Annotated in this window: 11 protein-coding genes; 1 reads left to right on the forward strand and 10 read right to left on the reverse strand. The window is 43.6% G+C overall.

Annotated elements, in window-relative coordinates; all coding sequences use genetic code 11:
* Nucleotides 1–4 precede the first annotated feature (4 nt).
* The 4 genes from gwsS to DF182_RS22495 form a co-directional block, all read right to left on the reverse strand.
* Complete coding sequence (gene gwsS / locus DF182_RS22475) at nucleotides 5–1,024, reverse strand: grasp-with-spasm system SPASM domain peptide maturase (protein WP_113618033.1); 1,020 nt, start codon at nucleotides 1,022–1,024, stop codon at nucleotides 5–7.
* Nucleotides 1,025–1,215: 191 nt separating this feature from the next.
* Nucleotides 1,216–2,208, reverse strand: a complete 993-nt coding sequence (gene gwsG / locus DF182_RS22485) for a grasp-with-spasm system ATP-grasp peptide maturase (protein WP_113618035.1) — start codon at nucleotides 2,206–2,208, stop codon at nucleotides 1,216–1,218.
* Nucleotides 2,209–2,284: 76 nt separating this feature from the next.
* Nucleotides 2,285–2,494 carry a hypothetical protein gene (locus DF182_RS22490; protein WP_113618036.1) on the reverse strand — a complete coding sequence of 70 codons (210 nt, stop codon included), beginning with the start codon at nucleotides 2,492–2,494 and terminating at the stop codon, nucleotides 2,285–2,287.
* 98 nt (nucleotides 2,495–2,592) lie between these two features.
* A complete protein-coding gene (locus DF182_RS22495) occupies nucleotides 2,593–2,814 on the reverse strand; it encodes a hypothetical protein (protein WP_113618037.1) in 222 nt (73 codons plus the stop codon).
* A gap of 387 nt (nucleotides 2,815–3,201) precedes the next feature.
* On the opposite strand from DF182_RS22495, the gene DF182_RS22500 reads away from it, so the two are divergent.
* Nucleotides 3,202–4,485: an aldo/keto reductase gene (locus tag DF182_RS22500; protein ID WP_113618038.1), complete on the forward strand. Its 1,284-nt coding sequence runs from the start codon at nucleotides 3,202–3,204 to the stop codon at nucleotides 4,483–4,485.
* Here DF182_RS22500 and DF182_RS22505 read toward each other — a convergent pair.
* The 6 genes from DF182_RS22505 to DF182_RS22530 all read right to left on the reverse strand — a co-directional run bounded on the left by DF182_RS22505 (nucleotide 4,482) and on the right by DF182_RS22530 (nucleotide 12,670).
* Entirely contained in the window at nucleotides 4,482–5,168 is a 687-nt protein-coding gene (locus DF182_RS22505) for a DUF6624 domain-containing protein (RefSeq protein ID WP_113618039.1), read from the reverse strand. The two genes, DF182_RS22500 and DF182_RS22505, sit on opposite strands and share 4 nt — an antisense overlap.
* Nucleotides 5,169–5,248: 80 nt before the next feature.
* Nucleotides 5,249–5,476, reverse strand: a complete 228-nt coding sequence (locus tag DF182_RS22510; RefSeq protein WP_113618040.1) for a hypothetical protein — start codon at nucleotides 5,474–5,476, stop codon at nucleotides 5,249–5,251.
* A gap of 232 nt (nucleotides 5,477–5,708) precedes the next feature.
* On the reverse strand, nucleotides 5,709–6,542 hold the full coding sequence (locus tag DF182_RS22515) for a tetratricopeptide repeat protein (protein WP_113618041.1): 834 nt from the start codon (nucleotides 6,540–6,542) through the stop codon (nucleotides 5,709–5,711).
* A gap of 180 nt (nucleotides 6,543–6,722) precedes the next feature.
* Nucleotides 6,723–8,429 (reverse strand): hypothetical protein, encoded by a 1,707-nt coding sequence (locus DF182_RS22520; RefSeq protein ID WP_113618042.1) that lies wholly within the window; start codon nucleotides 8,427–8,429, stop codon nucleotides 6,723–6,725.
* Between the two features lie 11 nt (nucleotides 8,430–8,440).
* A complete protein-coding gene (locus DF182_RS22525; RefSeq protein ID WP_113618043.1) occupies nucleotides 8,441–9,283 on the reverse strand; it encodes a hypothetical protein in 843 nt (280 codons plus the stop codon).
* Between the two features lie 12 nt (nucleotides 9,284–9,295).
* Complete coding sequence (locus DF182_RS22530; protein WP_113618044.1) at nucleotides 9,296–12,670, reverse strand: TonB-dependent receptor; 3,375 nt, start codon at nucleotides 12,668–12,670, stop codon at nucleotides 9,296–9,298.
* Nucleotides 12,671–12,801: the final 131 nt, after the last annotated feature.

Genomic DNA, 12,801 nt, shown 5'->3' on the forward strand with positions numbered 1-12,801 from the left:
CCGTTTATTTGTACCAGGTATTGTCCTGCTGGTTAAATGAGCACATGTCCACTTTATAATATTTTCCTGCTTCTTCCCGGATATCGCTGTTACTTACACAGGCGTACCTGTATTTACAGTCTTTACATATTTCGATCTTATCGTTTGATAAAAACCATTTCTCCTGAAATATTTCCTGCTGAATAACTGTATCCAGCCTGACATTGTTAATATTTCCAAATGAAGCGGTGTGTGATAAATAGTTTTTTATTTCTCCTTTGCTGTTGATACACACTTTCCTGTTCAGTCCTATGTTATGATGCAGTGCTTCCGGATAGCTGATAATATTGGGCGAAAACCTGTCTGGTCTTATTTTTTCAAAGGGATCAATTCGGATATCTTTCTGAAAGGAGATTATTTTTCTGCCAAACCGGTCACTTTCATTCAACAGAATTTCATCTGCTGTTGCGGCATAAATAAATATTCTGCGTAACCGGGGCTGCTGGTCCATGATGGCCTGCAGATCCTGAAGGGAAATAGTTTCGTCAAAGGGTAACAACAACTCTATGTAGTTCAGCTGTGCCGCTGCTATGTTATCCAGCAGCATGGTTGTCAGCTCTTCTTTGGAAGGTACATGGAGCACGCGTAGCTGTAAAGCCTGGCACAGCAGCTGATCCAATTGATACAGGAGTTGATGGTAATCAAATGCATGTGTTCCATCTGTTTCAATAACAGCATTGGTGATAAAACGCGGCATTTCCCATGTAAAATCTATAGACGGAAACCGCTCTGGTTCCGTAGTGTAGAAAGCAATTTCCTTATCAACGAATTTATCCAGAAAGGTATGGATCTGGCTAGCCTGTTCGTGGCCAAAAACAGCTTCCATATCATCAACAGGCACTGTTTCTGTTTGCTGCAGGACTTCCAGTAAATGATTGGGCAGCTCATAAATAGCTGACCGGTCAAGGTCATAAACAGCGCTGCTGTATTTTCCCGGAACAATCTGACAGGAGGCAAAAAGCCGGAACCATTTTTTAGAATCCATACAGTTATAAGATGTTTGAAATTGCCTTGTAGAATGGCATAATCACATGTGATGTTGTTTTATGTATATCGCTTTCAACGGCTGTTGGCGCAAATGTTGGGCGTTCGCTTACACTTTTGATGAAGAGAAAATAATTCACGGGAAGTTCCGAAATTAACTCTTTCGGCAGCGGCTGTGTGTCGGCTATATGTTTACTGTTGTTCATGCTGGCTGAGGAATTGAGCTATTTTTTTATCCAACTGGTAATTGCAGGGTACGGAAGTCATATCATATTGCCCTACCGGGTTTATTTCCAGAAACGCATATCTGCCGTCTTTCGTTTTCACAATATCAACGGAGCCTGTATTCAGTTGCAGGAGCTGCATAAGCTGCGTAATGTGCTGTGTGACTGTTTCCGGAAGATGGTATGGCACATTTCTGTTATTGGCGTATTTTCTGAAATCCACTTTTGTCTGATTGTTCAGCTGCGAGAAAATAGCCATGGCATAACAGGTACCATCCAGATAAAATATGCGCAGGTCCAGTTCTTTTTCCAGTTTCTCCTGGAAGAGGGAATAATAAAAAGTTTCCGGGATGGCCTCCATTATTTCCGGAGTTATTTCTTCGGTATAGCTGGTGTAGCTTTCCAGTTGTTCTTTTTGTATGAGTATGCCGGGGCTTTCCCATAACGCTTTGGTAATAACCGGACCGTGGCTGTCAATGAAGTTCCTGACATCCGCTTTTGACCGGGTTATCAGGGTGGCCGGTACATCTAGCCCTACGCCTTTGGCGAGCGCCAGTATTTCTATTTTGTTGAGCGTTGATTTACCAAAATTGCCAAGTACTTTTTTTTCTATATTTAAAAATGAATACAGGGCTTTTTTGGCGATGGAAGTTTCATTATTAAGATGCAGTACTATATCGTTGTAATAGGCTTCGTTCCTGATAGCGGCAATAGGAGCTTCCAATACGTGCCAGGTGGCATCACGCCGATACCATACAGCTGTTATTTCACTAAGATCAGCTTTCACATCTCCCATAAAGTGGACATCCAGTTTTTCCTGACTGATGGTAAGGGATGCAGGTAAATCAGGAGATAACAGGTCAACGCCGTTAATTCTACGGAAGGGAATTCCCAGATAGTAAAGCCAGTCTATTACTTTATCAGTAGATGGCTCCATATCTTTCGATATGATCAACACCATAAGCGTAGGGGTAGGTTAAATACAAAAAGTGATGTCATTTATACTGACATCACATTTAGTTTTAATCGGGGATAATTCATTTAATTGAAATATCTCCCGGCTTGAAATTGATTGGAGTGGAACTGGCTTCTGCCTCGTGATCTATCCAGTCAATAATATCACCACGATCAAGATTGCAGGTGGTATGGCAGGCTGCGGCAGCCAGGCCAAGCAGTTTGTCGATTTCATTATCGACACTGATTTCATTTAACTTGAAATCTTCCAATGATAAACGAGTATCATGCATAGGGAAAACTTTTGGGTACCAGAAGAGGATGTGAACAGGATGGAATTGACGCAGTCTCTGATAAGGGCAACGGTTTTACAGGAATCAAGCATTAGTGCTTAAAAAGTAACCTGACGCACACCAACGTTGAAATTGATCTGTTGTTGTTGTGCCATTTCCGCTTCGTAATCTACGAAGTCAATGTAGGTAGCATCCGGCATAGGGTTGCATGTTTTATGACAGGCTGCTGCTGCCATACCCATTAATTTTTCGATTTCGTTGTCGCTGTTGGCAACATCCAGTTTGAAATCATCGAGGGAGAGACGTTGAGTGTTTGACATGTGAATAGTTTTTGGGTTTAAGAATGACGAATTTTATCACTATTGTTCGGGATAAAATATACTGAATCGAATGTAGTCTATATCCTGGTGAGTGTATCTTTGGCCAGCTTGATGCGTTTAAGAGTAGTAACCCAAACGCATAAACTATTGGGGTGAAGTCTCCTTTTGTTTCTTATTGATTTATTTTATCCGGACAATACTGTGAATTTATAGTTAATTTCATACCGAGCCAATTATATTTTGAACCTGAAAAGTATTTGCATTTCCCCATGTTGATTTATAAATACCTATGTCCGTTACCATTAGGATTCCTTTTGTGAAATTCTATCTTAATTATTATCTGGCAATACATTTTAATTTTTATAATTACGCACAAAAACTAATTTGATGATACAGCTGAATGAATTAAGCCGCGTCGGACTAGGCATGTACAGGATGTCACTCCGTGTTCCTGAACATGCGGCTACACTGCAGTACGCACTTGACAACGGATGCAATCTGCTGGATACAGCTTCCAACTATGAAAACGGTGATTCGGAAAAACTGATTGGAAAGGTATTGCAACAATCTGATCATGATAATACCTTTATCGTTACAAAGGCGGGATATATCAGCAATGACAACCTGGTAGCCCTAAAAGAGCTGCATAAATCGGGTAGGGGACTAGATGACCTGGTGGTACTCAATGAGCACTTTTGCCACTCTGTTCATCCGGAATACCTCGCGTTTCAGATGGACATTTCGATGCAACGTTTAGGCAGAAACGTTATAGATGGTTTTCTGCTGCATTCACCAGAGTATTTCTTTGAGCAGCAGCAGGTAGAACCCACTGCAGATGAATATTACAGAAGAATTAAGAAGGCATTTGAATTTCTGGAAACGCAGGTGGCTGCGGGCCGGATCAGGTACTACGGCGTTAGTTCCAATACGATGAGCGTAACAGATTCCTTTAAATCAACCAACCTGTATCAGCTGATAAAGATCGCGGAGGAAGTGTCTTCCACACATCATTTCCGGCTGGCACAGTTTCCCTATAATATTATTGAGCAGCAGGCAGGTGATACTGCCGGCGATACACAGAAAAGTCTGCTGGAAGTTGCTGCGGCCCATTCTATCAAAACGTTTGGTAACCGGCCTTTGAATGCAAATTCTCCTACCGGCGTGCTTCGGTTGGTCACACATCAGATGGCCATCACAGCAGAAGAGGAGGAGGCAGATATAACTGTCCACGCGGAGTGTTTCCGGTTGCTGGAGTATAAACTACAGGAAAAGAAACCTGGCAGCACGATGAAGGATTTTACCATGCTGTCTTTTTTGAAAGACAACTGGCGCGCTATTCCGCATGAAGAAGCCTATAACAAACTTATCCACGGCACCTTTTTCCCGATGGCGCAACTGTTGTTTGATAATCATATTCCATCGGCTGAAATGGAGCTGTTCCGCACTTTTCAGCAGCTCACCTGGAAGTATTGCCGGAAAACTTCTTCTGCAAGAGTAATCACCTATCTGAAGGAGAATAACCTGGAGCAGCTGTTGGCCGCTGCTGCTACTGCTGCTTTACCAGCTGCTTTATGCCGGGAATATATCAATCAGGGAATTGATCATGTGTTGGTAGGAATGCGTAAACCGGCTTATGTAGATCAAATGAAAGCGTTGATACCTGGCCGTTAGTGAGGGGTACCGGGAGTGCGTTTGAAGAAGTCTGCTTCATTGGCGGCAGCTTCTTTTTTGAATTGTTCAACATTCCATTCGAGGCCGAAGACAGACAGGTATTCTTTAAGCGGTGGAAGACCGGCTGTAAGCCGCCTGGTATCAACATTATCCGGATCTTCGAGTGGGGCCAGCTGATACTTGTTTGTTTTCATATTCCAGATCACCTGACTACCATATAACTGCCGTTGGCCGTGATGTAGGGCTACACGGTCTTCCAGTAAGGCGAGGCTGCGTGCTTTGGCGTTGCCCTTTTGCACAGCATCACGCATCATGGGCAGGTATTTTTCCTGTGCTTTAATGTCTGAATGCTGAATTACCATAAATAATGTGGCATTGCCCTGGCTGCCAATAGCAGCTGGTCCCAGCCATCCATAGTGATCCAATATAGAAGATATTTTTATCAGGTTGATAGAATCTGCTACGGTCATTTTTCTGAGGAGTGTCTTCATCTCCGGAGAGTCTCCGCCATACTTGCTTTGTACCTCCTGCATACCAGATCTGTATCGCTGGTCTTCCGTATCTGCCTGGAATAATAAACTGATCAGCGAGTCTTTTTCCTGCTTTGACAAATCAAGGTGCTGGGCGGATACACTATGACAAACGGAGAGCAGCAGCAGGGAAATTGTTATTGTCTTTAACATGCGGCAGGGGTTTAAAATATTGAAAGACCAGGATTATTGTATTTAATCCTGGTCTTTTTAAAGTTTCAGGTAACGGATAATTACTGAATTGTCAGCGGAACATCGACTCTGCCTGGAGTTAAATTGGGAGCCTGGCTCATTGCACCCCATTCGTAGTCAATCAGGGTTACGCTGCCGTCAGGATTGGTGTGCGGACCGGTAACGTGACAGCCGGCAGCAGCCAGGCCGAGCATTTTGTCAATTTCATTTCCGCTGGTAATTTCTTCTAATTGGAAATCATCAAGGGTTAAACGTTTGGCGTTTGACATAAAACTTAATTTTGAAGGTTTAAATAATGGAGTTTACGGAGGTTTGAACAAGTTAGACTATTTTTCCAATAAAGCCATTGAGGGGTTGTGCTTGCCTGCTATCAGAATTCAGTGTTGGAAAGGGTTTTAGGCGAACGAGGCACTTGTACAACCTGATGATCAGCGTGTAGTATGAATAGTTGTCATGATGAATTTATTTGTTTACCGGACGCAAAATAGAATGCGGTAGTTATCATTTGAGAGGCTCCTGTAACCCCAGCAGATTTTTATAATAAGAGAACAGCCATGCGCGTACCTGATATGGATAAGGCTCATACACCGCATTATCTTCATTGATGGTGTAACCCTCCTTATAATCATGTATAGATTTGGCCATTGCCAGCTTTGCTTCTTCCTTTCTGTTCAGCTTAATCAGGCACAAGGCTTTGTAGTAACCGGCATCTGAGAAGTCTGGATAATGACTTAAGGCCGTGTTGAAATGCGCGATAGCAGAATCGTATTGGCCTGTTTCATAATCAGCTATGCCCATATAGAAATCATACAGGAAATGCATGGGCGCTTCTTTGTTTTGCTGTTGCCGTTCAGCCATACATTGCTGTAGGTAATACCTTGCGCTGTCATACTGATTGAGCTGCAGATAACTGAGTCCGATATAAAAATTGTAGGAGTGGTCCATTACTCCCTGATGTGCATTCAGGCGCTTCGCTGCTTCAAAGTCTGCAATAGCAGCATGATAGGATTTCTGGAAGATACATTTGATGAATGCCCTGTAATCCAGGTATGCCGCAGGATTCAGCTGAACAGCCTTATCAAGGTATACCATGCCGGCTTCATATTTCCGCTGCTTGAAATAGGGCATAGCTTTTAGTTGCCAGAACTTCGCATCATCCGGCAGTACGGCCAGTGCACTATCCAGATAAAGTTGCCATTCCTTTGAAAAGTAATGATGGCGCCAGGCTCCGTTGGTGAGATATTTTTTCTCAATGGAGTCTTTTAATGGTGGAGATTGTGTGTGGCCGGCCAGGGTCAGCAGAAGGCAGAACAGAAGGAATGGAATTCTTTTCATGATAGGGATGATATTATAGGGGAATTTACGTTTTTTTCAATAGTCTGGTAAGTTTTTGAAGGAAAACGGTTTGGGGATCAAACATCCTATCTTCAAACAAAAAAGGACAAATCATACTGATGATGATTTGTCCTTTTTTCAAAAAATTAAATACGACTACAAAGAAGAATCAACGGCAATCTACTTCCCCGGGGAGTGTAATTTATAAAAATCGATTCCATCGGTAGTCATCGCTCCCTGGCAGTAATATACTGCATTTGACTTATCCTGTCCTATTAGTGCGGCATTGGAGAAGTCCACCCATTTGGCTTTACCGGTGAGCTTATCCTGCCCTGGCGCCGGACCGCTGAGAGCATTCTCCACACCGGCATAACAGTACACTGTCCGTTGTTCAAAGTCATAATTATATAGAGATCCTCCATATACAGCCAAAATAGATCCATCTGATATTACCATCGAACTATTAAAATAATAGCCCATTGAGCTCCAGTCAATAACGCCAAGATCCATCGGACCTGCGCCCCTTGTGGCTTGCGCTGAATCATAGGAGTGGAAAGCGAAAATACCATCTATAGACCTGGCGGATGCGATAATATCTTCCTGTTGCACATCATACTTCACAATTAATGTGCGCCAACTTTCCACATTGGCCATTCCGTATACATATTTACCGGAGGGATCTACAAAACAAAAGCTGCTGGCCACGTGTATCCCTGGTCCGGTAATTGCTGGCCTATTACTTCCGAAATAGGGTGCGTTCATCAGCGGCGTTACTTTCCCTGCTACATCCAACCGGCTGATAAGTACCAGATTGCCGCGGGTGACTTCCATATTGATCGTTCCGCTGCTGATGTCACTTTTCCAACCTGCATGATTATCGGTAGTGCTGGGCGGTGCATAGTAATTGGTATAGGTGAGGTTATCCCGCAAATCGGTATTCAGGTACATGGCTACAATCTTCATACGATCGACACTGCCCTGGAATGGGCTTGCATCTCCCTTGAAAGGTGCCACTTTCTTCTGAACCAGTGTGCGGTTAAGCATAGTAATGTTTTTGGTGGGTACATCCATTTTACACAACCGGAAGATATAATTATCAGCGGCATCAGCTGATGGTTCACCATCTTCTATAGAAAAAAACAAGGTGTTGCCATCAAAGGAGATAGCGCTACCCAGCACTTCTTTGATGGTCATTGTTACTCCATTAGCATCTGTCAGTTTATCACCAGCGTTCAGAATACTGTTTACCTGACCATTGGTCACCTCATTAATACTCAGCTGATTGTCGAACCATATATTTCCGTTTCTGTCGCAGTGTATAGAGCGCACAAATGCATAACCTTTTTGGTTAAGAACACTGGCATTTGCCGGAACCCAATGTGCCAACTTATCTACTAACAGGGTAGTGTCTGTACGGCCCACACTTTCCGCAAAGTCCTGGATAGACAGCGGCGCCCCATTGATAGTAATTCCATTAGCTGTGATGGTTATCGGCCGACCTGGTCCTATTCCCATTTCCTTGGTGATAATAAAACGTGCCACATCCACTGTTTCCAGATGAATATCGGTCGTATATTGATTATTGGGATCTAATTGTATATGATCCACCAATTTCACCGGCACACCACCCACCCGGATCTCGCTTCCCGGCTTCTCCAGAAAAAACTTCCCGATCAATATGCCGGTATCGCCTACTACCCATGTTGATGGATAATTCCATTGGGATATGCCATACCTGCCAGACAGGGAATAGTGGTCTGCCAGCCAGGGTTGAGACTCTACCAGCGTTTTATGTTCATCCACCTTACGGCAGGCATTCAGCATCAAAAGCAGTACGATGAAGGAAAAACTCCACGTAGTTGTATGAACAGAAAATATCTTTCTCATGTTGTAAGCGTTTAATAATTCTTCAATGCTTTAATAGTAAAAGTGGTTTGGAGGTATATCATTTCACCGGTACGCGGATCTTTGTAGGACGCAGCATGATTATCCGGATAACCACTCATTAATAACGTATAGGCATGACCGGGAGCAACTATAAGCGATGTTCTGGACAGGGCATTGCTGCTGTCTGACGTAGAAAAAACTTTTATGGAGAAGGTATCCTGCCGGATGATATTCATCGGAACAAAACCGGTATGATCACCATAATGTGTAGCTGCTGGCAGCTCTGCCGGAATTTTTTTATTGATAGTGAGGAAATATTTTCCATCTCCTGGGCTCAGGTTAATCAGTCGCATGCCGATCTGACTATCAGTTGGCGTAAAAATATCCGTTGTCACCAGACTGCGAAAAATACCGCAACTGTCTCCATAAAACACGAGTGCCTGGTTTTTCTTGTCTATTATTATATTATCGGTAGTGAGAATTGTTCCTGAGCTATCTGTCAATCTCAGTGTATGCGTTCCTGTTTGCATAGGAAAGAAAGTAGGCCAGTCGTTGATGATCTGCGGGTAGGAAGTAATATAACGGCCATCGAAATACGGATGTTTGGAAACGTGGTCTGCATCCCAGACATAATTGCTATCCTGGCTATCAATCAGTATAAAATTGGCCTTTCTCCTGTTGGGCGATGTCAGTTCTCCCAGCAAAGCGCCAGAGGCATTATAGAAAAATATATTTCCTCTTTCAGGCTCGGGCAGCGGCGTTATCTCTTTATTGCAAGCTGGCAACAGGCTGCCTGCCAACAGGCAAAAAGCGAGCAATGGCAGTAAAAATTTTTTCCGTATATAAACGATCATGGTATTTCTTTTTTAAAATGAATAAGTAAACTGCAGCAACCAGTATCGGCCGGGCTTGTATCTTTTATAGATATTATCCCCTTCCATCAGTATTTTACCATCTGGTTTTTCCACCGGTTTCTCTGCATCATACCGCTGATTGTAGTTCAGGTCTTCCACAATACGATAACTTTGATCCAGCAGGTTTTGCACACTGAATTTTACCTGTAATGATTTCACGATACGCTGGGTAACAGACAGGTCCAGCAGATGCATAGGTAATTGTAACAGATCAGGGCGGATATAGCTATCCTGCCAGAGGGTATCTTCTTTGGTTCGCTGGCTCTTTGCATAGATACGAGGGCCGCTGACGTTATATACCAATGAAGCCTTGGTACCAATTGAAGGATTTTCATAAAACAGACCCGCATTGACTACATAAGGAGATTGGCCCTGCAATGGCTCTCCTTTTTTATGGATACTATCCACAACATAAACCGTATTAAAGCCATGGGTAACCGTACTGCTCTTTAACAGTGATCCATTCAGCACTACGGAAAAATGACGGAAGAGATTTCCGCCGATAAAAGACAGGCTTTTCTTTATTTCTGCTTCTACTCCATAAATATCTGCACTCACAGAATTGATATAGGTGATATTGGTAAAATTTAAAAAACTACCATAATCTGATGCAGACGTTTCCCTGCGCATACGCTCAATCGGGTTTTGCAGGTGTTTATAAAAGAAGCCCACATTCAGCACTTCGTTTTTATTCTTTTTAGGGTATAGCTCTGCCCGTATATCATAGTTGTCTATGACAGCGGTTACGATACGTGGGTAACCCATTATATTTTCATTGTTCTGGAAGTCGAAATCAGTATAGGGCGTCATCTCGCGGAAGTCGGGTCTGTTGACCGTACGGCCGTAACTACCACGGAATACCAATGAGGAGCTGGGGAGATAGCTGATATTCACAGATGGCAGCAATACTGTTTTATCGCGATTCACATAAATGGGTTGCAAGCTGGTGGGGCCATTGTATCCTTCTCTGGCGCCAGATAGCCTTTGACGGTCGTATTCCAGGCGCAAACCGCCATTCAGCACTAATTTTTCTCTCGCTGTTTTCCAATCGCCCATCAGGTAGCCTGCATGATATTCTTCACTGCCTACATAGGCATCTACGGGACTGGTAGCATCATAGATGGCGAGGCCGGTGTTGTCATCCTTAAAATAGGTGGAGCTCCATACATTGGGCAAATCCTGTTGACTGAAACGAAGCAGTTCAGGACTAATATTACCATGGTCATTGTACCAACCCAGATCATCCTGGCGGGCAGGCAGAAATTGATCGTTGGTGAGGCCGGCCCTGTTTACCCGAAAGAACCGGCGTCCTACTTGTCTTATTTTAAACATATTGTAGGTACCTGCCTTGAATGAAAGACCGGGTTGAACCTGGTAGGTATAATCTACTGCTCCATTGTAAATCTGTTCCAGGTTTTTGATATACAAACGGCTGATTATTCCCAGATAATTAGTTTGAACCGCCCGCCAGGTGGTATCATCTACCAGTGAGTTGTCATAGAGGTGGATTAGGCGCTGGTCCGGCAAGTTTTGCAGATCATAGGTATAGCCGGCATTCCACTCCAGCGTATGCTGTTTTTTTCCCCCAAGCAGGTGCGATCCTCCCAGATGACCGGCATATAAGGTCCTTTGCTGGAATGAAAGTACAATATCTCTGGAGCGGTATTCATTAATATTTAAACCGATTCCTTTAGGCTGATTAGGGCGGATGGTATTAACACTGGTAAAGCGGCGGCCATCATTCACAAAAAAGTTACGGAAAAACAACTGATGCCGGTCGTTTAGTTTCAGTGTAAGATTTTCCAGGATATTGATCTTGGCATTTTCGGAAGACTGCTGACCGTTACCGATTTTGTTATTATCCAGTAAGCTGCCGCCTGCATTGCCGTTCCCTTGACCGATATAGGGCTGGTCCGTATTACCTTTTTGAAGATGGAAATCATATCCGACCGTTTCTTTGGTATAGGTAAAGGCAGTGAGATCATATAATTTCGCGTTACCTACCTTCCAGCTGTTGTAGTAATTGGCAAACAGCTGCATATCCGGTAAACTATAATGGGTACCATAATCCAGTGCAGGCGACATCTCTGATAGCCAGCGTGACTCTTTTACATTTGTTACCTGCCGGTTGCTTTCAAAAATACCAGGGGAGAAAGAGGGTAGCTTACGTCCCCCGTCATCAAATCCCAGCACATCATATTTCCCACCGTTATAGCTAATGCTGTTCTTGAATGTAGCACCTTCGCGATGGGCCAATTGCAGGCCCATATCAAAGTGTTTCAGCGGCATGGCATTTTTAGTAGTGATTTTCACAGCGGCGCCGGCATAATCTGCCACGAGATCTGCCACGGGTGACTTATACACCAGGATCTTATCTATAACACTACTAGGCAGCAGGTCATACGCAAATGCCTTACTATACAGCTCCGTAGAAGGAGCCAGACTATTATTCAGAAAGGTAAGATTATAACGTTCGTTCATACCGCGTACCACAATAAAACGGTCGTCTACCACGGTCACCCCGGAAATTCTTTTTACAATTTCGGCGGCATTTCTATCGGCCGTTTTTGTAATCAGCTCACTGGAGATACCGGATACTACGCCGGTAGCACGGTGTATTTCATCGATGAGTTGCGCTTCTGTGCTATGTGTGACAGACTTTACCTTACGCGGACCTGCACCTATCACCACTTCGTTTAGTTTGTTGGAGATCTCCATTTTTACATCCAGTACTACTTCCTTTCCGGCCTGGATGCTTACGTTGTTTAAAACCGTCGGGGAATAGCCGATATAGCGTATCTCCAGGGTATATTTACCGGAGGCCAGATGCTTTAACTCATAAAAGCCCTTCTCATTACTTTGGGTACCGGTCTTACTACCACTGATTAATACTGTTGCACCGGGCAGTGGCTGGGATGTTTCAAAGTCCACTACACGTCCGCGGACCTGCCCTTCGCCCTTTCCGGCATCATTGTCTGCTACTGGTTTGGCGGGGGCGATGATGATATAATTACCTTCTTCCTTAAATGTTAGTGTGGTATTCTTTAAGAGTGCCCGTAATATCTCTGAAAGTGGTGTTTGGGTAAAAGTGGAGGCGGATACATTGTATCGTTGTACATCTGCCGGAATAAATGCAAAGTAACTTTTAGATTGTTCCTGTAATTGTTGTAAAGCCTTTCCCAGCGGTTGTTTGTTAAAGGTTATGGTTACTTTGTTGTGTAACCGGTTTTGTGCAAACGTGTTCGTCACCGGTGCTACCAGCAGTAGCAGTATCCATGACAATACAGTGCCACTTAAACGCAAGCGTTTAAGAACATTTTTTTTCATAATTTTGATCTTTGTTTTAATAGTAAAGAGAGCGACAATGCAACAGGCTGCAATCCTGTTGCAAGCTTTGTTCGGGGACGTCTGCGTCAACAGACGTCTTTTTTATTTTTTACTGGTAGTAAAGTTTTCCT

Source organism: Chitinophaga flava (genome assembly GCF_003308995.1).
Classification (GTDB): Bacteria; Bacteroidota; Bacteroidia; order Chitinophagales; family Chitinophagaceae; genus Chitinophaga; species Chitinophaga flava.